Source organism: Porphyromonas pogonae, from assembly GCF_036320655.1.
Lineage (GTDB): Bacteria > Bacteroidota > Bacteroidia > Bacteroidales > Porphyromonadaceae > Porphyromonas > Porphyromonas pogonae.
In genome coordinates this window covers 14,445-38,709 of sequence record NZ_CP143258.1, presented here as the reverse complement: position 1 = coordinate 38,709, position 24,265 = coordinate 14,445, and the positions used below count along the sequence as shown (strand labels likewise).

Here is a 24,265-nt window from a genome sequence, read left to right as displayed (position 1 = left end):
TTTATATCTCTTGTTGTTTTATTTCTTTGATCACCCTTTTGAGTTGCTCATTGGTCATGTCCGAGGCATACTTGTCGAAGCTGAGCCTGAATGCACACCCCTGAGCATAGGCACTACAGCCATAAGCCGTTTTGCCCTTGACTATATATCCTGCACCGCACGACGGGCACACCGGCAGGTCAGGTGCTTCTGAGGCTTGGCCTCCCGCTTGCCTGCCACCCACATTACCGCGCATCACATCCTGTACCAGCTGTTGCACCAGTTGCTTCAGTTCGTCCACAAACAACGCTGCCGACAGCTCCTTGCGCTCTATCTTGCGCAGTTTGCACTCCCACTGCCCTGTGAGTTCGGCACTCTTGAGCAGTTCGTAGTTGATAGTATCAATCAGTTCCAGCCCCGTAGCAGTGGCACGCAGACTTTTGCGTTCTTTCACGATGTAGTTGCGCTTGAATAGCGTTTCGATGATATTTGCCCTGGTGGAGGGGCGTCCTATACCGTTTTCTTTGAGCGCTTCCCGCAAGTCATCGTCCTGCACGCTCTTACCGGCTGTCTCCATGGCTCTGAGGAGCGTAGCCTCGGTATACGGTTTGGGAGGTTGGGTTTGCTTCTCTTGCAAGTCGGGCTTGTGATCACCGCTTTCTCCTACTTTGAAAGTGGGCAAAACCTTGCCCGAAGGCTTGTTGGAGCTACTGTCATCTGCAGAGTCATCCTCCTCGTCCTCCTCATTATTACTAAAGACCATGCGCCATCCCGGATTGAGAATCTCTTTGCCACTTGTCTTGAAGGGTACCTTACCGGCCTCGCCCTGCACCGTGGTGGTGCTGAAGTCGCAATCAGGATAGAAAGCCGCTATAAAGTGGAGGGTGATGATGTCGAATACCTGTTGCTCTTTTTCCGTAAGCCCATGCACCGGCTGTCCCGTGGGGATGATGGCATGGTGGTCTGTGACCTTGTCATTGTCAAAGACTTTTTTGTTTTTGCGTAGCGGAGCACCGCCCAGCAGAGGAGCTGTGAGTTCCCTGTATGCTACCAGCCCCGTAAGTATCTTGGGGATCTTGGGATAAATATCTTCGCTCAGGTATGTTGTATCTACACGGGGGTAAGTAGTAATCTTCTTTTCGTAAAGCGATTGTATGGTAGAGAGCGTTTCCTCCGCACTCATGTTGAACTTCTTGTTACACACCACTTGCAGGCTGGTCAGGTCGAAGAGTTTGGGGGGGCCTTCCTTGCCCTTTTTCTTTTTTACGTCCTTGATCTCAAATGTAGAGCCTGTGATAGCCTCCAGAGCCTCTCGGGCTTTTGGCTCCGTGTCGAATTTGCCCTTGGATGCATTGAAGGTGGTATCCCTGTAGACTGTTTTGAGCTCCCAGTAAGTTACGGGTTTGAAGTGCTCTATCTCACGCTGCCTGTTTACAATGAGTGCCAGAGTGGGGGTTTGTACACGTCCTATGGAGAGTACCTGCCGGCTCTTGGCATATTTGAGGGTATATAGTCGGGTTGCATTCATCCCCAGTAGCCAGTCTCCTATGGCACGGGCAAGGCCTGCTTCATAGAGAGAGCGGAAGTCCTCCTCGTCTCTCAGGTGCTGGAAGCCCTCACGTATGGCTTCGTCCGTAAGAGAAGATATCCACAGCCTTTTTACAGGACATTGGCACTGTACCTTCTGTAGTACCCAGCGTTGGATGAGCTCTCCTTCCTGCCCGGCATCACCGCAGTTTACCACCATTTCCGCATTTTTTACAATGGAACCTATCACCTCAGCTTGTCGCATGTAACTATCTTGTTCGATGAGTTTGATGCCGAAGCGATCCGGTATCATGGGGAGCCCCGATAGGCTCCAAGGTTTCCAATAAGGTGTATAGTCGTGCGGCTCTTTGAGCGTACAGAGATGCCCGTACGTCCAAGTGACTTGGTAGCCGTTGCCTTCGATATACCCTTGTTTGCGGCTCGTAGCTCCGAGTATCGCCGCTATTTCCCTAGCCACGCTGGGCTTTTCAGCTATGCAAACGATCATCGGCTCAATCTATAGAAGTTGTTCAATACCATAGTTACAAAAATAATCATACTTATTGAAATACCTCTTATCCTTTCTTTTCCGTCTTATACGTCTCCTATCAGAGGGGAGGTTATGATCACGGTGATTTTGTGCTCAACCATCATGCTTATGCACATTTGTAGTGCCGAGGGTTGGGTGAATCTTTTTTGACAAAATGTCAAAAAACGGTGTTGCTGTCTCGGGGCTAATCATTCGCTCCAATAGACTTGTGGTAAGGTTACTAAATAAATTCAAAATCAGTCCAGGAGCCTTGAAATTTCCCTTCTCTTAGTTAAGACACGAGGCTTATTTGTACAAAGTCTAAATAAGGAAGGGCTTTTGGGCGCATCAAAACGATCTGCAAACGGTGTCTAAATAAAATGAGTCTCCGATTATGGCGCACAAAATCAATAATCATAAAATACACAGCCTGTATATTTCACTTCTTTATTGCTGCGTCTCGATTAGGTGGGGGAGGTGCAACGTCTAAAATTCTATTAAGATGAGACCGCCATCCGTGTACGATAGGTTTGTTGTCCGGATACGATAAATCGATCGACCGTATAAGATAGGTCTGTTGACCTTATAGGATAAGTCTATTGACTGTATAGGATAGGTCGGCTGACCTATTATGATAAGTCAGCAGATACATGTGCACGGAAGTGAGATCCGGGGCAAATGGTAAGAAATCGTATTAAGGGTAAGTACTGTGCAGGTGTAGGCTATGCGCGCGCGCTATTATGCTCGAGGCTCAAGGCGTGAGCTTGCTCTGACGATGAGCGATGATGAGATGCGATGCTCTCAACGTGTTCCAGGGGGAACAAGCTGTGAGCAGTGAATGTGCATAAAGTATATTTCGTTACGGTACTCATATCCTGGTGTCTGTATAAATCCTTATGCGAGCGTTGCAATCAGTACGGAAGGAAGTTTATATTACAAAGATACAACACACAGCCCCCCTTTGTCAATACCCTGCATCTTGTGGTAAAGAGCTCGGAGATGCGATGTATAAAACAGCCTCGAAATCTGACAAAATGATAGTATTGTTTTCATTTTGGGATATGCCGTACCTCCGTACCCCTGATTTATCTTTAGCCCTAGCGATAGATAAGTCCTAAATTTATGATTGTTATATACTTTATGGGCTAGTATTGACGTTGTTTAGAAAAACACAAATGCAGTACTATGCAACAGATAGCCTGTTACTCCTTACTTATAATTATCTCTACCATTTCTGTGACCCATGCACAGACGCCAAAGAATAAATCAGGAAGAGATAGCTTGATTCTTTTTAAGCCATTGGAACGTCACGTCCCTTCGTTGTCGCTACCCGATTCCTTGCCTGCGACAAAGTTGCCGACTAATACTCCAAAAACAATGAGCCCTCTATTTACGGATGTAAAATCTCTCTTGAAGAAACCCGATACCAAATCGGTTCCCTATTCAGAAAAAGCCTTCGATTTGGGACTGGTAAGTAAACAAGCGGGAGGGGCACGCATTGGATCAGTAGATATATTGGGATCGGCACAGGCGCATCAGTGGGTAGATAGGGCGAATGCTTACAATGATGTGAAGTCACTGGGGGTGAGTGTGCGACTTGATAGACGGATTTCGCTCAATGGTTCCGTGGATATAGGCCTTACATCATCGCCTTTTGTAGCCACGATAGAGAAGTATTACCGTGCCGATCTGGGTGTGACCCTGAGGCCTATGGATAATATGAGGTTGAGTGCGGGCATTGGCTACGGATCCTATATGAGACAACAATTTATAAATCCTTATATGAATGCAGGTATACGCCTGGGCGACCATGTAGATGTGATGCTCAATGGCGGAGCCATGCTGTATAATACTCCCTTCTCACAAGGGTTTAACAATGCCAATTACTATGGAAATATGCGTGTGAATTATATGTTTACCCCCGGATCAGGCTTTTATATCTATGGTACGGGCTACGGCGGTTATAGTAGCTCCCCGTACTTTAATCAGAACTTCAATGCAATGAACCGCTCATTTGGTGTGGGTGGTGGTGTAGGCTATATGGTAGAGGGCGGCGGACGCATTGAGGGCGGTGTGAACTACGAGTATGATCCCCGCACAGGGCGCATGAGACCGGTACCCTATGTGAACCTCACAGGGCTCATAGATCTGATTATCAAAAAAATCAAGGACGCTTCAGAGTAAAGAGTTGCTCCCTTTTCTTATAGAAGATAATTCTCTTGTGATGGGAAATCGTCAATGGAGGAACGTGAGGGGGCGTTATTTTTTCAGTAACCGTACGCCCACATTTTCTATACCGTTTGCCCCGGATACATCCAAGGGTGATACGTTGAGCTTGTAAATACCTGCTATGGGTGGTGATATAGAGTAATAGACGGGGCAGGATATTTCTTTGAGTACCACGCCATGCCCCAGCCATTTGCCCGGGGCTGAGGCGAGGTTGAGATGCAGGGTATCTACCCTGCGGTACTGATAGTCACGCATAAACTCTACCCGGATGCTTACCCTGCCACTGGGATAGTCATTGTTGTGGCGCAGCAGGAGTTGTAAGCTGTATGTATCTCCGATCTTGGGGAAGAACAGATCGAAAGTCACAGGCATATCAGGGCTCCAAGTATTGTCGTCGACTTTGCGATAACTGATAAACTCCTTGTCCGGTCCCGGGCTGTCGCAGCCTGTAAGAGCTAGGCACAACATGGCACTACATAGCAATACTGCCATGTAGTGCTGCCTGAGGTAATGGAGTAATAGTGGTATCACTGTATCGTAATGACTGATGGGTTGGTTTATTCCTTATTGTCGGTAGCAGGACGGTTTTCTCTAATGTTTCGTCCCTGATTGTTACCGTTTTTATTTTCTCTGTTGAATGCTCCGTTTCTTATCTGCTCTGTTTTGCGGGGCTGATTGTTGGGATGGCCATTTTGTCCGCCCTCGCGCTGCCTGTTGCTCCTATCCGCCACACGCCTTTGCTCCTCTGTTCTTCTATTTTCGTTCTTGGGGTTGGGACGTGAGTCCTGTAACTTGTCAGGCTGTTGCATAACGGCGTGGGGTGGCTTCCTATTGCGATTCCTGTCGCCATTACGTCCATTGTGAGATCTCTTGCCTCCTTGTCCGTTGTGTTCGGCTCCGCCATCAAATCGTGTAAGGCTGTTCTCGTTGAGGATGTCTGCCGTTTGCTTTTGAGGCTTGTCGTTGAGCGAGTCATATTCCAGAGTCTCAGGTTTCTCTCCACGCCTGTTCATCGCTATGATATCGAATACACGCTTGGCTGGGATGGTGACCATATGCATCGTGGAGGTCTTGGACGGGCTGTAGGTAAGCATACGCTGGAAGTTGTCCGTCTTGAAGTGGTAGTATGATCCGTGTAGTGTTTCGAGCACCACCTCTTTGCTGGGCAGCTTCTTCTGCACCTCAAGATAAGCATCTACTTCGAAGTTCATACAGCATTTGAGCTTGGCACATTGTCCCGTGAGTTTCTGCGGATTCATGGACAGATCTTGGATGCGCGCGGCAGAGGTATTTACAGATATAAAGTTGGTCATCCATGATGAGCAGCACAGCTGCCTGCCACAGGGGCCTATACCTCCGATGCGACCGGCTTCCTGCCGTGCCCCGATCTGTTTCATCTCGATACGTACATGGAAAGTATCGGCCAGTACACGTATGAGTTGGCGGAAATCGACTCGCCCGTCGGCAATGTAGTAAAAGATTGCCTTGTTACCATCGCCCTGATACTCTACGTCGCCTATCTTCATATCCAGATTGAGATCGGCTGCTATTTGCCGTGACTGTATCATCGTGTCATGCTCACGTGACTTCGCTTCTTCCCATTTTTCAATATCTCCGGGACGAGCTATACGATATATCTTACGGTCTTCGTTTTTCTCCGGATTGTATTTGTGCTTCGCCATAGCCAGCGGTACCAGCTTTCCGGTGAGCGTAACGATACCTATATCGTGACCGGGGGAGGCCTCTACGGCAACGATGTCTCCTTTGTACAGGTCTATCTTTTCTGTGTTGAGGTAGTAGCCCTTGCGCGTGTTTTTGAACTGCACTTCCACGTAATCGCCGGATTCATGGAAGTGAGGTATATCCGTGAGCCAGTCAAATGTATTAAGTTGAGTCTTCAGACAACCGTTGCTACCGGTCTTGTTCATACGGCAGCAGCCGTTTGTAGACTTGGAATTGATATATTTCATGTAAAATTGAATCAAATAATGCAATAAGAATATCCTGTGCCGGTGTTTATGCCTCGTGCACGGATTTGTTATCCATATGATATACAAAAGTAATGAATTATCACTCAAATCATATAAGGTATAAAGCTTTAGGTGTTTATTTCTTTGGAGATACTTATGGGATGGGCGTTTTTTCCGATACATTATTATTACCTTTGATAGAATTATTGGAAAAATCAATTTTAACATTACTCGTTTAACATGAAGCATATATACTTCCGGTATTTTTCATTGCTTTTTATCGGATTTACACTCTTTTCATGCACCCCGGCTGCGAAGCGGAAAAAGCAGATTGCAGTGACGATAGAGCCTCAAAAGGCCATCATCAAGACTATTGCCGATACACTCTTTGACGTTGTCACATTGGTGCCCAAAGGGCAGAGCCCAGAGACTTACGATCCCTCCCCACAGGAGATGCAACAACTGGCTGACTGTGAAGCGTATTTTTACATAGGCCAACTCGGGTTTGAAAAGAATTGGGTGAAACGCATAGGCGAGGTGAATGCCGGTATCAAACTATTTGATATGGAACCGCAAGTAGGCGGGTGCACGTCTGCTCCCGGCAATAACAACGGCACATGCAATAGCGATCATAAGCACGACGATACACATATCTGTACTGATCCGCACTACTGGACAAGCATCTCCGGTGCATTGGAACTTGCCCGTAACACCTATGCCGCACTGGTTAGTCTCAGTGATCCCCATGACTCGATATCTATGAAGATGATGGAGCGCAATTATAACTCCCTCGTGGCTGACATCGATAAAGTGGGTGCCGATATCAAGTCTATCTTGAGCGGTGTTACTTCACGCTCCTTTGTGATATTCCACCCGTCGCTTACCGACTTTGCCAAGGACTTCAACCTTACCCAACTGGTAGTGGAGCAACATGGCAAAGACCCTAATCCCGCCCAGCTCAGAGATCTTATAGACCGCGCACGGCACGACCACGTGAAGGTAGTACTGTTGCAACCGGAGTTCAATACGGATATTATCCGAAATATAGCTCAGGAGATCAATGCTGAGATTGTGACAATAAACCCTCTGGACGGTGACTGGAAGGCGCAGATGTATCACGTGGCACGTTCCATAGCTCATGCAGACCAAGCCCATCATTGAAATCAGCGATGCTGTAATAGGCTATAAGGATCGCATTGTCAGGCAGCATGTCGACTTTACTGTGCACAGGTCGGAGCATTGGGCTATTACAGGGCCTAACGGCGGTGGTAAAACGACACTCATCAAAACGATACTGGGGCTTACTCCGCTCTTAGGCGGATCGCTCCGTTTTTATGATGTAGCGGGGAATGTATGTGGCAAACCCGCTATGGGTTATTTGCCGCAGATCAGTCGCATCGATCATGCTTTTCCCATCAATGTAGCCGAGGTGATAGATTCCGGACTGCCTGGAGGCATGCCTCGTATCGAACGGAAGCAACGTGTAGCGCACTTGCTTCAGGCAGTGAGTCTGGAGTGCAAGAGCACTGCTCCTATAGGTCGCCTCAGTGGAGGGCAGCTCCAGCGGGTGTTGCTGGCAAGGGCTTTGGCTTCGGATCCCGAAATACTCATCCTCGACGAACCGATGAGCTTTCTCGATAACACGGCTCAGACACAGTTCTCCGAGTTACTCGAAGCCTTTCGCAAGGATGAGATCACCATCCTTATGGTTACGCACGACGCTATTCCCGAAGACGGGGGATTCTGGCAACGGTATAACCTGGGCTGAGTGCAGAGATAGCATCCTGATCTCGGCAGTGTACTTATTGTTTGTGGTGGAGAGGGGAGGCTGATACTCCTGTAAAAGCGTTGTAAAAGTACCGTGCGTATACTTTTGCCTCCGTACTGCCGTTTAATTGTATTATGTGTACCAAGCGGAGTGTATAGCTCCTATGAGATATTATCTTGATCAATCTATTTTACTACTGATATTATGAAAAGGAAATTAGTAATTTTTTCAATCTTGTTGTGGGCCATGGCTATGCAGGCCTATGCCCAGTTTCCGGGCGATAAGTCGAACGATAATTTCTATGGTGTCGATAGCACCACATATGCTGTGGGCGATGTACTTATTATCACAGCTCCCCAAAAGGGAACCAGATTTGCATCCATCTTTCGCTATGCCCGCAAGTCTTTTCTGGGTAAGGCTGTAGATGCCATCAATTCTTTGGCGGGCGGAGACTCTGCCGGTAACAACTCTATTGTCTTGGCTGATCTCGCTGTGCGCAATTATAAGTCGCCTATCCTATACTTCAGACGTTTTACCAATGAGAAAGGCCAAATCAAGACTTTTGCGATCCTCAAGTTCAATTCGTCCGATGAGCTGGCGGTAGATATGGATCAGGCACTGCTCTCCGGTGAGATACAGTCCAAGAGTCCGACCTACAATGCCACTCACAGGCAACCGCCCCATGGCATCGATACGCCTCCTTATGTGAAGTCGTTTTCTGCCAATTTCAATGTGCGCTTGATATCGGCCGTAGGTTCCATACAGAATCAGACAGTGACACTCAACTTCGAAATCAGCCATAACCTGCCCTCGCAGGAAGTTTGTCTCGATTGTTCCGCAAGCAACTCTTTTATCAAAAGTGCAGCCGGCAATACTTACAAACCTTTGGAAGCATACATACTCTCGGGTACGCACTCTACACGTACATTCAGCAAAACCGTTTGTGGCATAGTCGCCAAAGGCGCTAAGGTGAAGTGCGGCATGGTGTTCAAGCCCGTCTTGTCCGATGTCAAAGCACTGACAATAGGTGCTGTAAAAGTCAGCTACAAAGGTAACGACCAAGATGTGTTCGACTCTAAGTCTGGTATTATAGAGCTGAATAATATCAAGATCGATTGGAGATAATCGGTCATAGGGTGGTGCAATACCATCCCCTGTCTGTGCAATGTGAATATTATCTATAAATCGCTTAAATAAGCGGGCTGTTGCATCACTGTCTCCGGCGCTTGCATCCCGTAAGGTGGCGATACATGATACCTGTAGAAGGGTGGAGGCAACAAGGCTTCCACCCTTCTTTGGCAAGAGGGGCAGTATTTCAGTGTTTAATCCGCAAGGTATACTGCCTCACTCTTCTCTTCTTTTTGTCAGGTGCAGTAGGCTTTACTATCGCACTCAGCTCGCTGTATATTCGTGATAGCATAACTTATAGATAATTTATTATTAATAATAGATTCATTTGATCAAAGTCTTAAATAAGTTATCTTTGTCAAATCTTCTTTCTTTAGTATTGACACTATGTACTATAAATAAATAAGCAAGAAGCCCGTCCTTTGACATAAAACTTGTTTCATTATAATAAGATTGATTACTACATGAATAAACAATTAGCCTTAATGTTTGCTGTGAGCCTACTGTCGGTCATAGGCATCAAAGCCCAGAGCAATACACAGAGAGAGTTTTGGCATGAAGACTTCTCCGGCGGCAAACTGCCACAGGGATGGACCCTCGGCGACTCGTGCTCCAAAGCCGAGTGTAAGTGGATTGTCACCGACCAGCCTTATCCCGGCTCATTCCAGTTCAACCAGCAGGCTCCTCCCATTGCCTCTATCAGTCGCGGATTTCATATTCAGTACCGCCCCGGTACTATTACTAATGAAGATGTGACCAAGTGGAACCAAAGCAAGGTTTATCCCAGTGCATACTTTCAGACGGGTGCCATAGACTGCTCGGCAGAGAAGCAGGTCATCCTCAAGTTCGTACACACAGCTCGCTGGAATGACTGGTTTACCGACAAGGATGCAGGGCTGTACGTCATGGTCAGTAATGATGCTAAGACCTGGAAGTGGTACAACCTCACCCCCTCAATTCCCGCTGTGACCAGCCCGCACAAACCTATACAGGAGGAAATAAACATCACGGACGTGGCAGCAGGTAAGCGCACTGTGTACCTGCGTTTTTACTGGAAAGGTATCTTCTCATGGTATTGGATGATCGATGACATCGCCCTTGCCAACCCGCTCCGAAGCGATCTTGCCGTCACCGAGCTTACATCACACAAGCCTGAGGGCAATAACTTCAAAAAAGGCGAAGTAATCAAAGTAAAAGTAAAGAATATGGGATCCGATCCCGTGACCGGAGATGTGCCGCTCAAACTGACGGTCGACGACAAAACAGTCCTCAATGCCGTGCTCTCCGGCTCCAAACAACCACTGGCCTTCAATCAAGAACGTGAGGTGGCATTTCCTGCCACCGACCTTGCCGGCAAGGGCTCCCACTCCCTCGAGATCGTATCTTCACTTCCCGGTGACCAGCGTCCCGCAAACGACACCCTGCGTGTCAAACTTTTTGCTACAGCCATGAATCTGGGCAATGTATCCGCTGTGAAGCGCCTTGCTGATCATGAATACGAAGTGGCTTCAGGCGATAGTCGCCTCAAGATTTCGTTCTTGCGTGACGATATCTTCAGGGTGTGGTTGGCTCCCGAAGGCAACTATACCAACCCTGCCGGTGATGCTATCGTGGTCGATTACAAAGTGCACAGCCCCAAGGTAACGATGAAGGAGCAGCGCGACTACTACGCTTTCAGCACACCTCACTGCGTACTCCGTGTGTACAAGTCGCCTCTGCGCATGGCCTTGTACGGTGCAGACAACAAGACGCTCAAGTTTGAGGAGCTGTCGCCCCTCACATACGGACAAAAGACTTACCAGCAGATCAGACGTCAGGACGATGAATATTTCTTTGGCGGAGGTATGCAAAACGGTCGCTTCTCACACCGTGACAGCCTGGTCAAGATAGCTGTAAGCGGGGGGTGGGACGATGGTGATGTGCCCAACCCTGCGCCATTTATGATGAGTTCCAAAGGTTGGGGCGCCTTCCGCAACACCTTCTCCACGGGCGAATATGACTTCAAAGCCACCACTAAACTGAGCCATGATGAGAACAGATTCGATTGTTTCTACTTCGCCGGCAATACGCTCAAGGACAACCTCAACCTCTATACCGACATTACAGGTAAACCTTTTATGCCGGCTATGTGGATGCTCACCATGGGCGATGCCAACTGCTACAACAAGCCCGAGCAACGAATAGGTACGCCACAGTCTACCCCCGACGTGCTGCCTCTGGTAGCAGACAAGTATGTACAGTATGATATGCCACGTGGTTGGATATTACCCAATGACGGCTATGGCTGTGGCTACGTCAAGCTCGATAGTGTAGTACGAGAGTTACACAAGCGTGGCTTCATGACGGGTCTCTGGACAGAAAACGGCGTGGCCAAGATAGCCACCGAGGTAGGCACCTACGGCACACGCCTCTGCAAGCTCGATGTAGCCTGGGTAGGTAGTGGATACGACTTTGCCCTGAATGGTGCCAAGGCTGCGTTTGAAGGTATACAGAACAACTCCGATGCACGTGGCTTTGTCTGGACAGTCTGTGGTTGGGCCGGTACGCAGCGCTATGCCACGGTGTGGTCTGGCGACCAATCGGCCAACTGGAAGTACATCGAGTACCACATCCCCACAGTAGTAGGCTCGGGACTCTCGGCTTTCAACGCTGCTACCAGCGATATCGACGGCATATTCGGCGGGTCTCCCATGACCTACACACGTGACTTGCAGTGGAAGGTGTACACCCCCATACTCATGACCATGAGTGGCTGGGCTCCTGCCAATAAGCAACCGTGGGTGTATGGTGATCCTTATATAGGCATCAACAGGCACTTCCTCAACCTCAAGATGCGTATGCTCCCCTACCAATACACTTACTGCCGTGAGGCTCATACGTCAGGCACCCCAATGGTGCGTGCTATGGTGCTAGAGTTCCCTCACGACAAGGAGACCTACAAGCCACATGCCGGATACCAGTTTATGAGTGGCGAGTGGCTCATGGTAGCACCGGTGTATACCTCCAAGAAGTGGAGCACGGTGCGTGACAGCATCTATTTCCCCCGGGGTGCAGAATGGTATGACCAGCTCACGGGCGAGAAGATGAAGAGCGGTGAGTGGCTCAAGGAATACAAGTGCAACCTCAAGGACATCCCCGTATTTGTGAAGGCAGGTGCTATCATACCCATGTATGACGCCATGCACTATGTGTGGGAGAAGCCCCATGATCATCTCACCGTAGAGCTGTGGCCCAAGGGTAAGACTTCTTTTGATCTTTATGAAGATGATTTGCTCACACGCAAGTATGAGCAAGGTGAATATGCTATGACAAATATTACGTCGGAGCTGGACAATAGTGGTAAGAACCTTAAGGTGCAGATTCACCCTGTCAAGGGGCATTATCAAGGCATTTTCGGTGAGCGCAGTTATACCTTCGACATCCGCTGTACTGCCACACCCAAGGTAGTAGAGGTACAAGGCAAGCGACTCACAGCAGTGGCTACCCGTGCAGCATGGGAATCAGCTGCTTCGGGCTACTTCTATGACAGTGCCGATCGCAAGGGGCGTCTCTGGGTCAAAGTAGCCAAAACGCCTACCGACCGTCTCATGAAGCTTGAGGTGAAGCTCTAATATAGCTCTCTCTCTGCCTCCCTGTAGCTCCAGGCTACTAATGCCCCGCATCGGACTAAAAGCCTGATGCGGGGTTGCTTTTATTAACGGCTCGGAGCTCGAAACGAACTGTTTTTGAGGATATTTAACACATGACGATTCTTATTATTTCTAAAATATATCGCCCTGTTGGTCATGGTTAAATAATATCTTTACTAAGGAGGCTTGAGATGATAATGTTATTGCGCCAAGGGCTTAAGCAAAGAGGAAAAACTTATTAGGCATACCTACTAATCCGCCCCTCGTGTATGTGGGTGGATAGGAGAGTTGTCATGGTCTTGTGTTTTAGTTAAGATACGAAAGTGTTTTAACTAAAACGTTGTGGTGTTTTAACTAAAATGATTTCGTGTCTTAACTAAACTACCATCGTGTTTTAACTAAGATACGACTCTGTCTTTAACTCTAATATCGTAAAAAAAAAGCGGACACGGAAGAGTGGAGTATCTTCTGTGTCCGCTGTGGGGAATATGATGTTTTGGGGAGGCTTTCCTATAGGTGCATACTGTTTACTGTAGCGACGTATGACGCTGTGCCGTTGTCACGAGGAGGCCGTTGTGCTCCTCCTTGCGTGTACATCATTGCTGACCGGCAGTATAGTCTTGCCTAAAGGATATGTAGGGAGCACTTATCCCATGGCTACGGGTAAGTACAGATAAGTAACATGTGCGTATAGGGGTGGTAAGCATGGAGTGTAAATAGAGTGTAAAAAGTGAATAAACTATAAGCGAAGTAAAAGCGGATGAATATCTGTGCAAATATACATCCCCGGCATACCCCTTGTCAAGAGCGAGATGCTAAAAAATGTAAATCATTCGCCTTACTCTCAATCGCATACCGGGTTTATTCAGACAAAAAGTTCTGTGGTGCAGATGCGGAGTCGCATTGATTCTAATATGCTCTCCCCGCATCCGTTTGCAAATCACAAACATGTATAGCCGCCCCGGAGATATTGCACAAATTGTGATAGATCTTTTTACACATGGGATTCAGACTTATTGATGTTTATTGTTTACATTTGACTTGCGAGCCAAAGCTAAAGTTTTATATATGCATTTCATTATTAAGAGGATTATTATGAAAACACTACGAACAGATTACGGGATCAAGACCTCCTGCCGTAAGATACGGTCTACAGCTGCATTGTGGGTGTTGCTTCTTGTTGCTTTTACGTCTATACAAGCGCAAAATCCCCGTTACAATCAGCTACACGAGCAATACAAGCTCAAAGAAGTGGTGGTGCTGAGCCGCCACAACATACGTGCGCCACTCTCGGGCGGTAATAGCGTTCTGGGCAAAGTGACGCATGGTAAGTGGACACAGTGGACTGCCAATGCCAGCGAACTTACTCTCAAGGGCGGTGTGCTGGAGACTATGATGGGACAATACTTCCGCAAATGGTTGGAGGCGGAGGGGCTTTTCAAAGACGGGGAGTGCCCCGGTAGTGACGAGGTCAATGTATACGCCAATAGTATGCAGCGCACCATTGCCACGGCACGGTACTTTACCACGGCTTTCTTCCCCACTTGCGATGTGCCGGTACATCATCGCTTCGCTCCGAGCAAGATGGATCCCGTGTTTTTTCCTCGCATGACCAAGCTGAGCCCTGCCATAGAAGCCCGAGCCACAAGTGAGATAAACGCTATGGGAGGCAAGGGCGGACTCAAAGGGCTTACCGAAACGCTGAAGCCCGCCTTCCGCACCATAGAGAAGGTGCTGGATATGAAGCATGCCCCGGCGTGCGAGACAGAGCATATCTGTAGCCTCGACGACTATGATACCAAGCTTATCTTCAAGCTCAACGAAGAGCCTAACCTGAGCGGATCACTCAAGCTCGCCACACGCATAGCGGATGCACTGATACTGCAATACTTCGAAGTGGCTGATGACAAGCAGGCCGCTTTCGGGCACAAGCTCAGTGAGCAGGAGTGGGAGAGTATATCGGGTGTAAAGGATGTATATGGCGATATTCTATTTACAGCGCCATCTGTGGCTGTGAATGTGGCACATCCCTTGCTAGTATATATGAAGGACGAACTGAGTGCCCCCGAACGCAAACTCACCTACCTTGTAGGACACGACTCCAATATAGGCTCAGTAACCAAAGCGCTCAAGGTGGAAGACTATTCACTGCCCTCTACGATAGAGAAGAAAACGCCTATAGGCTGTAAACTGCTCCTCGAGAAGTGGGCCGATAAGCAAACGGGCAAAGAGTACGTGGGGGTGAGTCTCCTTTATCAGTCCACGGATCAGCTGAGAGGGCTGCAACCGCTGTCTCTCAATACTCCTCCCATGACCTATCAACTCCGTCTGGCAGGGCTCAAAGCCAATGCGCAGGGACTGTACGAGCTTGCGGATGTCAACACCCGTTTTGCAGAAGCTATCGCTGAGTACGAGTCGCTTAAATAAATAAACCACTCTACGGATAGTATTTTAAAATATCCATAAAAAGTATTTTCAAGTACACAAGGCTTCGGTAGCAATATTTAGGTATATTCACTATAAATATTTATTTCGGGTTATATATCTCTTAGATAGCTTGTTTTTATGTATATAGCCCTCTTGGATAGACTGTTTTTAAGAAAATATTGAGTCTACTGCTACCGATTTTAATACTAATTATTGGTCATTTTAGATATTATTACGTACATTTGCCTGCGTAAAATGGAATCTTAACTTGACAAACACGCAACTTAACGGACAGTTCAAAAAAGATGAAAGAGACCATCCAGCAAGAAGGTGTCATCACTAACATCAAGCCCGGTGAAATCACGGTGAGCATTGAGCAAAAAAGCGCATGCACAGGATGTCATGCAGCCTCATACTGTGTAAGCACCGACTGCAAAGACCGTACTGTGAAAATCAAGTCCTTCAACAATAAAGATTATTCCCTAGGAGAGCGAGTACTTGTCATAGGCTCCCGTAGCATGGGGCACAAGGCTGTTTTGCTCTCATTCGTTCTACCGCTCGTTCTGCTATTGGTTGTGGCAGTGCTGTGCATCAGTGTCTTCCATACGTCCGAAGTCCTAGGCGCAGGTATCTCGCTGGCTTCCGTAGTACTGTATTATTTATTCCTTAGTCTATTCGAAAAGAGATTATCACGAGATATGATATTTATGATAAAAAAGATATCAATCACAACAAACTAAGATATGTCAATTACTATTATTGTCCTGGCCATAATAGGAGCTATAGGTGCACTGCTTCTATTTTGGGCTTCAAAGAAGTTTGAGGTAAAAGAAGATCCGCGCATAGCGCAGGTCGGCGAAGTCCTGCCTCAAGCCAATTGTGGCGGTTGCGGTTTTCCTGGTTGCTCGGCTTTTGCAAATGCATGCGTGAAGAACGAGAGCTTGGAAGGGTTGTTCTGTCCTGTAGGGGGCGCTCCTGTGATGGAAAGAGTGTCCGTTATCCTCGGGCTGGAAGCCAAAGCTGCTGATCCGCTTATCGCAGTGGTACGATGCAACGGTACCTGCGATGCAAGACCACGCACCAATATTTACGACGGAGCATCGAAATGCTCCATAGCTTCGGCGCTTTACAAAGGCGATACGGACTGTAGCTTCGGCTGTCTGGGGCTGGGCGACTGTGTGGATGCTTGCGACTTCGATGCTATCCACATCAATCCCGTAACACGCCTGCCCGAAGTGGTAGAGGACAAGTGCGTAGCCTGTGGTGCTTGCGTAAAAGCTTGTCCCAAGACTATCATCGAGCTCCGTAAGAAGGGCCCCAAGAGTCGCCGCATATTTGTCTCTTGTGTGAATATGGACAAAGGCGGTGTGGCCAAGAAAGCTTGTGCCAACGCCTGTATCGGTTGCTCTCTCTGCTTGAAGCAGTGCGCCTTCGAAGCCATCACCATACAAAACAACCTATCTTACATTGATCCCGTGAAATGCCGTATGTGCCGCAAGTGCGTGAGCGTATGCCCGACCAATGCTATACACGAACTCAACTTCCCGCCACGCAAGCCTAAGGTGGAGACTGCTGATGCCGTAGCAACGGGTACACCGGATCTGAAAGCTAACCTTGAGAGAAAAAACATAGTCAATAACCCTACAGCCGAAGCATAATTATGTTGAGAACGTTTCGTTTAGGAGGGATACATCCGCCTGAAAATAAATTGTCTGCCGGCAAACCGGTAGAAGAGATACCATTGCCCAAGCAGGTGATCATACCCGTGGGGCAACATATCGGAGCTCCTGCCACTCCCGTGGTGCAAAAGGGTGAAGAGGTCAAAGTAGGTACCGTGATAGCCAAAAGCTCCGGCTTTATTTCTGCCAACATACACTCTTCCGTTTCGGGAAAGGTGTCCAAGATAGATGCTGTTTTCGATGCCGGTGGTTACAAGCGACCCGCTATTATCATAGATGTAGTGGGCGATGAGTGGGAGCCTGTAATAGACCGCTCTGAAGAACTGGTCAAAGAATGCCTGCTAAACTCCAAAGAGATTACCGAGCGCATAGCCCAGTGTGGTGTAGTAGGCCTTGGCGGTGCTACTTTCCCTACACAAGTAAAACTGTCACCTCCTCCCGATGCTAAGGCGGAGATTTTGATCATCAACGCTGTAGAGTGTGAGCCTTATCTTACATCGGACCATATCTTGATGATGTCCAAACCCGAAGAGGTGCTTGTGGGCGTAAAGATATTGATGAAGGCGATAGGGGTGACCAAAGCTGTGATAGGTATAGAAAACAATAAACCCGATGCCATAAAACTATTGGGTGACTTGGCTGCAGGTTATCAGGGCATAGAAGTGATGCCGCTGAAGGTACAATATCCACAAGGCGGTGAGAAGCAGCTCATCGATGCCGTGATACGCAAGCAGGTCAAGAGCGGAGCGCTACCTATTTCTACAGGTGCTGTAGTACAAAATGTGGGTACCGTATTTGCCGTATACGAAGCTGTACAAAAGAATAAACCGCTTTTGGAGCGTATAGTTACCGTGACCGGTAAGCACCTCCAAGTTCCTGCCAACTATAAAGTAAGAGTAGGTACACCTATCAAAAATCTGATCGAAGCTTCAGGTGGTTTGCCCGAGGACACAGGTAAAGTCATTGGCGGTGGTCCCATGATGGGCAAAGCACTGCTGAGCATCGATATCCCCGTCACCAAAGGTACATCCGGCATTTTGTTGCTGGGACGTGAGGAGTCGGAGAGAAAGCCTATGCAGTCATGCATTCGCTGTGCCAAATGCGTCAATGTATGCCCTATGGGACTTAACCCTGCTTTCCTGATGAAGGATGTACAGTTCAAGGACTGGGACGATGCCGAGAAGAACTATGTAGTCGATTGTATAGAGTGTGGTTCTTGCAGCTACACATGTCCGGCCAATAGACCTCTGCTCGATTATATTCGTCTGGGTAAACAAACAGTGATGGGTATTATACGATCAAGAAAAAAGTAATGTATGGAAAATAAGTTTTATATCTCACCTTCGCCACACATTCACAGTGGCGATAGCATCAGCAAAAATATGTTCGGTGTGCTGATCGCATTACTTCCGGCTTATGCTGTATCCCTTGTCCAATTCGGTTTGGGAGCTTTGGTCGTAACATTGGTCAGTGTGGGTGTATGTTGCCTCACCGAATTTCTAGTGAGTAAATACCTTTTGCACAGAACTCCTACGTTGTATGATGGCTCTGCTATTCTCACCGGCGTGTTGCTGGCGATGAACCTGCCTTCTAACCTTCCTTTCTGGATCGTGGCTATAGGTGCACTCATTGCTATAGGTATGGGTAAGATGTCTTTTGGCGGATTGGGTGGCAACCCTTTTAACCCGGCTTTGGTAGGACGTGTGTTCCTGCTGATCTCTTTCCCTGCCCAAATGACGGTATGGCCCAATCCTCATCAATATGCTTCATATATGGATGCTGCCACAGGTGCTACTCCTCTGGGGATCATGAAAGGCATTATCCATGGAGCTCCCGGTGCAAGCTGGGATCAGATGCCATCGGCAATGAATATGTTGCTGGGTGTGCAGTCGGGCTCTTTGGGCGAGATTAGCGCATTGGCACTGCTTGTAGGTCTCATCTATATGCTGTGGCGCAAGATCATCACATGGCACATTCCTATCTCTATCCTGGGTAGCGCATTCATTCTTGGTGGCATTATGCATATGGTCAATCCTGCTATCTATCCGCCGGCTTGGTTTCATCTCCTCACGGGAGGTCTGATGTTGGGAGCTATCTTCATGGCTACCGACTATGTCACCTCACCCATGAGTAAGAGCGGGCAGTTGCTTTACGGGTGTATCATCGGTATTCTCACCGTATTGATTCGTCTGTTCGGCGCATATCCTGAGGGAATGTCATTTGCCATTCTTATCATGAACGGCTTCACACCCCTTATTAATATGTATATGAAACCTAAACATTTTGGAGGGAAGTAATCATGAAAAAGCTATCATCTACATTACCCAACATGTTGCTTTCCCTGACCGGTATCTGCATCATCATTGCCGGTATTCTTGCAGGTATGAATAAGATCACAGCTGCTCCCATAGAGCAGGCCAAAGTGAAAGCTAAGGTGGACGCTATCAAGAACGTAACACCTGCGTTTGATAACAATCCTTACAACGAAGCCTTCTCAATACTCAAAGAAGGCGATGCAGACTCCGTACATGTCTATCCTGCCAAGAAAGGCAACGATATCGTAGGCTATGCTGTGGAGTCATATACCAACAGCGGATTCAATGGCCGCATCTCTGTTATGGTGGGCTTTGATAATGCCGGTAAGCTGGTAGACTACTCAGTGCTAGAGCATGGCGAAACTCCCGGTTTGGGATCCAAGATGCAGGACTGGTTTCACCAACCGTCTAAGACATCAAATCTACAAGACCTCAAAGGTGTGGACATGGCTGCACAATACCCCTTGGTAGTATCCAAAGACGGAGGTAAGGTTGACGCCATCACGGCAGCAACGATCAGTAGCCGTGCATTCCTCGATGCTATAAACCGTGCATACGACGCTGTAAAACAAGCTAAAGAAAAGGAGGCTAAAAAATGAAACCATTACAAATAATCAAAAACGGTATTATCACCGAAAACCCAACCTTTGTGCTTTTGCTTGGTATGTGTCCTACTCTGGCTACTACATCTTCTGCCAACAACGGTATGGGTATGGGGCTTGCCACTATGTTTGTACTTATCTGCTCCAATACGGTGATCTCAATGATCAAGAAGCTTATTCCCGATCAGGTGCGTATCCCTGCTTACATCGTGGTCATAGCCGGATTCGTTACTGTGGTGCAGATGCTCATGCAGGCTTATGTGCCGGCTCTGTATGCCAGTCTGGGACTTTTTATCCCTCTGATTGTGGTAAACTGTATAGTGCTGGGACGTGCTGAGTCTGTAGCTGCCAAAAAAGGTGTTTTACACTCAGCGCTGGATGGAGTAGGTATCGGTCTGGGATTTACAATATCGCTTACCGTGCTCGGTATGGTGCGTGAGTTCCTCGGTGCAGGTACCTTCTTTGGTGTTAAGATCTATCCTGATACCTTCGGATCATTGCTCTTTATCTTGGCTCCCGGTGCTTTCATCGTGTTGGGGTACCTTGTTGCCATAGTCAATTCAATATCCAAGAAAGCTTAGTCAATAACATTAAATTAGATTCATTATGCATTTTATAATCATATTTATTGCCGCAGTTTTCGTAAACAACGTTGTACTGTCTCAGTTCCTCGGTATCTGTCCGTTCTTGGGTGTTTCCAAGAAAGTAGATACTTCCATCGGTATGGGTGCAGCTGTAACATTTGTTTTGGCTATTGCTACTATGGTTACGTGGCTTTTGCAGAAATTTGTGCTTGATCCCAACGGATTGGCCTTTATGCAAACTATCGTATTTATCCTTGTTATCGCTGCGTTGGTGCAGATGGTTGAGATCATCCTCAAGAAAGTATCTCCATCGCTGTATCAGGCGTTAGGCGTATTTCTACCATTGATCACTACGAACTGCTGTATCCTCGGTGTGGCTATTCTGGTGATCCAAAAAGATTTTGATTTCCTTGAAAGTCTTGTTTATGCTATATCCACAGCTATTGGTTTCACATTGGCTATGGTGGTATTCGCGGGTATTCGTGAGCAGTTGAGTCGCACCGAACTCCCCAAAGCTATGCAGGGCATTCCTGCAGCTCTTATCACTGCCGGTATCTTGGCAATGGCATTCATGGGCTTCAGCGGTATAGTTCGTCTCTGAGATTATATCCATATAAACAGAATGCAGGATTGGTCTAAAGTTGACCTATCCTGCATTTTTTATATGCTACCCGTTCAATATTGACCTATAGGTCTCAATATTTTAGATTCTCCTTTTAGCCGAAAAGTCGTATCCAACTATTGTCAGTGTAAAAACCGGTGTATTGCATCCGGCTAACCGATGTGAGGTTGAGTCTCCGTATCGGGCCCTTAAAAATAAACTTACCGCAATCTATTGCTATGACTTCCGTAAGGTTTACTCCTTTTCCCTCCTGATCATTACTCTATTGTCTCCGAACTCGAATTACAGCTTCTTGAATAGCCTTATCCATACGTTTGTACGTCCTATTCTATCCGGGACGGTGACATCGTACATCAACGGAATCGCTTTAAACCTCTCAAAAAAATGAGAGCTGAATTCGTAAAAGGATATATTATCAATGTACATCGAGTGATTCGTTAATGATATCCATTGCAAACTCAATAAAAAAGCACGACTATTGCAGTCGTGCTTTTTTACTATGAAGTGTATTTTATTATCAGGCTTTGCTGGTTGCTGTAGCCTGATCTTCCTTGTACCGAAACAGTATCGTAAATAATATAGCTATCACCAGGGCATAAGCTGCGAATATAAACCAGATAGGTTGCCAACGGGTGATACCGTCAACCGTGTAATGATCCACAACCCAACCACTGCCAAAACCTCCGAGAATAGCCCCTATACCATTGGTCATGATCATAAATAAGCCCTGTGCGGATGCCCTGATGGCTGGATTTACTTCCTTCTCTACAAACATAGAGCCCGAGATGTTGAAGAAGTCAAATGCCATACCGTATACCACCATGGAAAGGATAAGGAATATAAACCCGCTGCCAGGATTGCCTATACCAAAGAATCCAAAACGGAATACCCATGCTATCATACTCATGATCATCACACGTTTGATGCCATAACGACCCATGAAGAAAGGTATGGCAAGGATGAAAAGTGTTTCGGATATCTGAGAAAGAGATAAGAGCACATTGGGGTGCTCTACTGCAAAGCTTGTTGCATACTCAGACTTGAAACTATCGAGGAAAGGATTGCCAAAAGTATTGGTTATCTGCAAAGCTGCTCCCAGCATCATGGAAAAGATGAAGAATACAGCCATCTTACGATCCTTGAACAATACAAAAGCATCCAGCCCCAGCGCTGTAGCCAGGCTTTTCTTTTCTCGAACAGTCTTTACGGGAGGGCACTTGGGTAAGGTAAAAGAGTATACACCCAGAATAAAAGCAAATACGGCTGCCACATAGAGCTGCAGCGGAGAGCGGCCAAAACCGGCAACATCCACAAACCACATAGCTATGATAAAACCTACCGTACCCCATACTCTGATCTTGGGAAACATCTTTACGATGTCCATACCTTCTTTCTCCATAGCGTTGTATGAGATGGTATTGGTGAGTGCTATGGTGGGCATATAACTCATGCTGATGAGTAGGAGTAGGGGATAAAATACGGAATACTCTGTGACGTTAGCAGCCGCTGCCAATAAAACAGCTCCCGCCAAATGGCAAATACCCAACAAACGCTCAGCGTTGACATAGCGGTCTGCTACGATGCCCAGTAAGCCGGGCATGAAGAGCGAGGCTATCCCCATGGTGCCGTATATAGCGCCCACTTCGAGACCTGTATAATGGAGTATTCCCATCATATAGCCACCGAGCGAGATAAGCCATGCCCCCCAGACAAAAAACTGGAGGAAGATCATCACCGTGAGGCGAGTTTTCAAGTTTTTCATTATTTAAAACAGATAAAATAGATTAGCAAATTAACGTAGCAATAAGGGTATCCTCCCTCCTTGTCTGTCAAGCTGAATCAAAGCATGGCCGACATTATTTATTTGTCGGATTGCTTATGATATTCCGTTGTTACAATACCCATACGCGCACCTACATCTTTCTTTAATATCTGTGCTGCTGACGGGAAAAGGAAGTTACTGATGTCAGTAGTTTTGGATCCACTGCCTGATTCTGAAAGAAAAGCTCTCTCTACAGGGATCAGATATGCTACTAGGTCTTCTTTGATTTCGTACTTACCGGCTCCATTGTCTTTGCCGTGCTTCTTGATATGCTCCGCAATCATGGGGGAGATATTGCTGAAGCTGTATGTACGATAGTTGATATTGTATGAATTGGAGAGGAACGCCGAGTTGGGGCGAGTATACTCCGTTTCGTGGTTTTTGAAGAAATTATCTACCGAGTCAGCTACAATACACAGCATATAAGGTGCGGGATTGATGACCGATTTGGCTTTGGGCGGCTCCACGTTGACTCTGTATTGAGCCTCATTGATCACCCAAGTAGATGTTTTGTGATTAGAAAAAACTTTTTGCAGTCTCTCTTTTGTCCACACCACTTTGGTCACAACGCCTGCCGGTGATTTTACAAAAGAATATTTGTCATTGGGCTTGAGCAAAGATTCTATATCCTCGTTCTTGAAGCCCTGTATATGCATTTGTTCTTTGGTGTTTACAAATATTTCTCTTACCGGAACCTTTACTTCCTCTTTCTTGCCATCAGCCGATACTTTTTCTCTTTTGATGGTGTAATATATACTCAAGTCCACCCCATATATACGCAGTACAGAGCCTGTACCTGTAGTGGTGGTAAAGAGCATCTTGCCCAGCACGTTCTTTTCGAAGCTTTCCTGGGTGTCGAAGTATTCAGGATGTGACGATGTATATTCGTATATCTTTTGTCCCAAAGACTTGTCCAAAGGTATTCTCACAAAACGAGCTTTGGTTATGGAGTCCAAGTTTGAGGTTGCTACCGAATATGTTTTGTTTCCCAGCAGATTGGCAGGCTGTATGTACTTATCCAGGTCAGTTAGTGACAGACCTGTATCAGGTAGCTTAGCATCTACTTTATATGCCGCAGCTTTGAGCATGGCAGTGGTATCACCTGAATATGTCCCGATGCGCAAATCGAGAAACACGGAGTCCACCTTGTTGTCAAGAGGGGTTTCGTGAAACTTAAAGTTGCGTGCAGTACGCACCGAGGTGATAAAGTTACCCTTGAAATCACCGTAAACGGGATCACTAATCTCGCCTAATAAGCTAAAACTCGAATTGCTGTACACTGATGACAGCTGGACCGTGGAATAATCCAAATCGATCGAATCCATCCGGGCATTCACTTTATCATCATTAGGTTGGATGCTTTCGCCTACGGATGACAGATCGTCATTACAGCCGACAAATATAGAGGCTACGATAGCGAATGGTATCAAGAACCATGCTTTTCTTTTCATTCAA

The 24,265-nt window shown here is 47.0% G+C and carries 18 protein-coding genes; 13 read left to right on the top strand and 5 right to left on the bottom strand.

Annotated elements, in window-relative coordinates; genetic code table 11:
* Position 1: 1 nt before the first annotated feature.
* Positions 2-2,014 (bottom strand): DNA topoisomerase 3, encoded by a 2,013-nt coding sequence (locus VYJ22_RS00155; RefSeq protein ID WP_329904309.1) that lies wholly within the window; start codon positions 2,012-2,014, stop codon positions 2-4.
* A 1,206-nt stretch (positions 2,015-3,220) separates the two neighbouring features.
* On the opposite strand from VYJ22_RS00155, the gene VYJ22_RS00150 reads away from it, so the two are divergent.
* Positions 3,221-4,219: a hypothetical protein gene (locus VYJ22_RS00150; protein ID WP_329904307.1), complete on the top strand. Its 999-nt coding sequence runs from the start codon at positions 3,221-3,223 to the stop codon at positions 4,217-4,219.
* Positions 4,220-4,294: 75 nt separating this feature from the next.
* Here the strand turns inward: VYJ22_RS00150 and VYJ22_RS00145 are convergent, their stop codons facing one another.
* Together VYJ22_RS00145 and ricT are read right to left on the bottom strand one after the other, a co-directional pair.
* Positions 4,295-4,795: a gliding motility lipoprotein GldH family protein gene (locus VYJ22_RS00145; protein ID WP_329904306.1), complete on the bottom strand. Its 501-nt coding sequence runs from the start codon at positions 4,793-4,795 to the stop codon at positions 4,295-4,297.
* A 26-nt stretch (positions 4,796-4,821) separates the two neighbouring features.
* A complete protein-coding gene (ricT, locus tag VYJ22_RS00140; RefSeq protein ID WP_407989049.1) occupies positions 4,822-6,234 on the bottom strand; it encodes a regulatory iron-sulfur-containing complex subunit RicT in 1,413 nt (470 codons plus the stop codon).
* A 240-nt stretch (positions 6,235-6,474) separates the two neighbouring features.
* On the opposite strand from ricT, the gene VYJ22_RS00135 reads away from it, so the two are divergent.
* From VYJ22_RS00135 to rsxA, 12 genes are all read left to right on the top strand, one after another.
* Positions 6,475-7,395 (top strand): metal ABC transporter solute-binding protein, Zn/Mn family, encoded by a 921-nt coding sequence (locus VYJ22_RS00135; RefSeq protein ID WP_329904304.1) that lies wholly within the window; start codon positions 6,475-6,477, stop codon positions 7,393-7,395.
* A complete protein-coding gene (locus VYJ22_RS00130) occupies positions 7,373-8,002 on the top strand; it encodes a metal ABC transporter ATP-binding protein (protein ID WP_329904303.1) in 630 nt (209 codons plus the stop codon). The genes VYJ22_RS00135 and VYJ22_RS00130 overlap by 23 nt, the downstream gene beginning before the upstream one ends.
* Positions 8,003-8,206: 204 nt before the next feature.
* Complete coding sequence (locus VYJ22_RS00125) at positions 8,207-9,127, top strand: hypothetical protein (RefSeq protein WP_329904302.1); 921 nt, start codon at positions 8,207-8,209, stop codon at positions 9,125-9,127.
* 467 nt (positions 9,128-9,594) lie between these two features.
* Complete coding sequence (locus tag VYJ22_RS00120) at positions 9,595-12,741, top strand: glycoside hydrolase family 31 protein (protein WP_329904300.1); 3,147 nt, start codon at positions 9,595-9,597, stop codon at positions 12,739-12,741.
* Positions 12,742-13,854: 1,113 nt separating this feature from the next.
* Entirely contained in the window at positions 13,855-15,186 is a 1,332-nt protein-coding gene (locus VYJ22_RS00115; protein WP_329904299.1) for a histidine-type phosphatase, read from the top strand.
* Between the two features lie 305 nt (positions 15,187-15,491).
* The gene (locus VYJ22_RS00110) at positions 15,492-15,926 is read left to right on the top strand and encodes a SoxR reducing system RseC family protein (RefSeq protein ID WP_329904298.1); all 435 of its coding nucleotides are present in this window, start codon (positions 15,492-15,494) and stop codon (positions 15,924-15,926) included.
* Positions 15,927-15,929: 3 nt separating this feature from the next.
* Positions 15,930-16,844, top strand: coding sequence for a Fe-S cluster domain-containing protein (locus VYJ22_RS00105; protein ID WP_329904297.1), 915 nt, complete (start codon positions 15,930-15,932; stop codon positions 16,842-16,844).
* Positions 16,845-16,846: 2 nt separating this feature from the next.
* Positions 16,847-18,178 carry an electron transport complex subunit RsxC gene (rsxC, locus tag VYJ22_RS00100; RefSeq protein WP_329904295.1) on the top strand — a complete coding sequence of 444 codons (1,332 nt, stop codon included), beginning with the start codon at positions 16,847-16,849 and terminating at the stop codon, positions 18,176-18,178.
* Positions 18,179-18,181: 3 nt separating this feature from the next.
* On the top strand, positions 18,182-19,162 hold the full coding sequence (locus VYJ22_RS00095) for an RnfABCDGE type electron transport complex subunit D (protein WP_329904294.1): 981 nt from the start codon (positions 18,182-18,184) through the stop codon (positions 19,160-19,162).
* 2 nt (positions 19,163-19,164) lie between these two features.
* Positions 19,165-19,779 carry an RnfABCDGE type electron transport complex subunit G gene (locus tag VYJ22_RS00090; RefSeq protein ID WP_329904293.1) on the top strand — a complete coding sequence of 205 codons (615 nt, stop codon included), beginning with the start codon at positions 19,165-19,167 and terminating at the stop codon, positions 19,777-19,779.
* Complete coding sequence (locus VYJ22_RS00085) at positions 19,776-20,363, top strand: electron transport complex subunit E (protein WP_329904292.1); 588 nt, start codon at positions 19,776-19,778, stop codon at positions 20,361-20,363. The genes VYJ22_RS00090 and VYJ22_RS00085 overlap by 4 nt, the downstream gene beginning before the upstream one ends.
* A 25-nt stretch (positions 20,364-20,388) precedes the next feature.
* A complete protein-coding gene (gene rsxA, locus VYJ22_RS00080) occupies positions 20,389-20,967 on the top strand; it encodes an electron transport complex subunit RsxA (protein ID WP_329904290.1) in 579 nt (192 codons plus the stop codon).
* 538 nt (positions 20,968-21,505) lie between these two features.
* Here the strand turns inward: rsxA and VYJ22_RS00075 are convergent.
* Together VYJ22_RS00075 and VYJ22_RS00070 are read right to left on the bottom strand one after the other, a co-directional pair.
* The gene (locus tag VYJ22_RS00075) at positions 21,506-22,750 is read right to left on the bottom strand and encodes a nucleoside permease (protein ID WP_329904288.1); all 1,245 of its coding nucleotides are present in this window, start codon (positions 22,748-22,750) and stop codon (positions 21,506-21,508) included.
* A 98-nt stretch (positions 22,751-22,848) separates the two neighbouring features.
* On the bottom strand, positions 22,849-24,261 hold the full coding sequence (locus tag VYJ22_RS00070; RefSeq protein ID WP_329904287.1) for a DUF4270 family protein: 1,413 nt from the start codon (positions 24,259-24,261) through the stop codon (positions 22,849-22,851).
* Between the last annotated feature and the right edge of the window lie 4 nt (positions 24,262-24,265).

Excerpts from the sequence above, each read along its gene's own strand:
- rsxC (WP_329904295.1), top strand. The coding sequence starts at position 16,847 with ATGTTGAGAACGTTTCGTTTAGGAGGGATACATCCGCCTGAAAATAAA.
- VYJ22_RS00135 (WP_329904304.1), top strand. The coding sequence starts at position 6,475 with ATGAAGCATATATACTTCCGGTATTTTTCATTGCTTTTTATCGGATTT.
- VYJ22_RS00155 (WP_329904309.1), bottom strand. The coding sequence starts at position 2,014 with ATGATCGTTTGCATAGCTGAAAAGCCCAGCGTGGCTAGGGAAATAGCG.
- VYJ22_RS00110 (WP_329904298.1), top strand. The coding sequence starts at position 15,492 with ATGAAAGAGACCATCCAGCAAGAAGGTGTCATCACTAACATCAAGCCC.
- VYJ22_RS00070 (WP_329904287.1), bottom strand. The coding sequence starts at position 24,261 with ATGAAAAGAAAAGCATGGTTCTTGATACCATTCGCTATCGTAGCCTCT.
- VYJ22_RS00105 (WP_329904297.1), top strand. The coding sequence starts at position 15,930 with ATGTCAATTACTATTATTGTCCTGGCCATAATAGGAGCTATAGGTGCA.
- VYJ22_RS00090 (WP_329904293.1), top strand. The coding sequence starts at position 19,165 with ATGAAAAAGCTATCATCTACATTACCCAACATGTTGCTTTCCCTGACC.
- rsxA (WP_329904290.1), top strand. The coding sequence starts at position 20,389 with ATGCATTTTATAATCATATTTATTGCCGCAGTTTTCGTAAACAACGTT.
- VYJ22_RS00125 (WP_329904302.1), top strand. The coding sequence starts at position 8,207 with ATGAAAAGGAAATTAGTAATTTTTTCAATCTTGTTGTGGGCCATGGCT.
- VYJ22_RS00150 (WP_329904307.1), top strand. The coding sequence starts at position 3,221 with ATGCAACAGATAGCCTGTTACTCCTTACTTATAATTATCTCTACCATT.
- VYJ22_RS00075 (WP_329904288.1), bottom strand. The coding sequence starts at position 22,750 with ATGAAAAACTTGAAAACTCGCCTCACGGTGATGATCTTCCTCCAGTTT.
- VYJ22_RS00130 (WP_329904303.1), top strand. The coding sequence starts at position 7,373 with ATGCAGACCAAGCCCATCATTGAAATCAGCGATGCTGTAATAGGCTAT.
- ricT (WP_407989049.1), bottom strand. The coding sequence starts at position 6,234 with ATGAAATATATCAATTCCAAGTCTACAAACGGCTGCTGCCGTATGAAC.
- VYJ22_RS00095 (WP_329904294.1), top strand. The coding sequence starts at position 18,182 with ATGGAAAATAAGTTTTATATCTCACCTTCGCCACACATTCACAGTGGC.
- VYJ22_RS00085 (WP_329904292.1), top strand. The coding sequence starts at position 19,776 with ATGAAACCATTACAAATAATCAAAAACGGTATTATCACCGAAAACCCA.
- VYJ22_RS00120 (WP_329904300.1), top strand. The coding sequence starts at position 9,595 with ATGAATAAACAATTAGCCTTAATGTTTGCTGTGAGCCTACTGTCGGTC.
- VYJ22_RS00115 (WP_329904299.1), top strand. The coding sequence starts at position 13,855 with ATGAAAACACTACGAACAGATTACGGGATCAAGACCTCCTGCCGTAAG.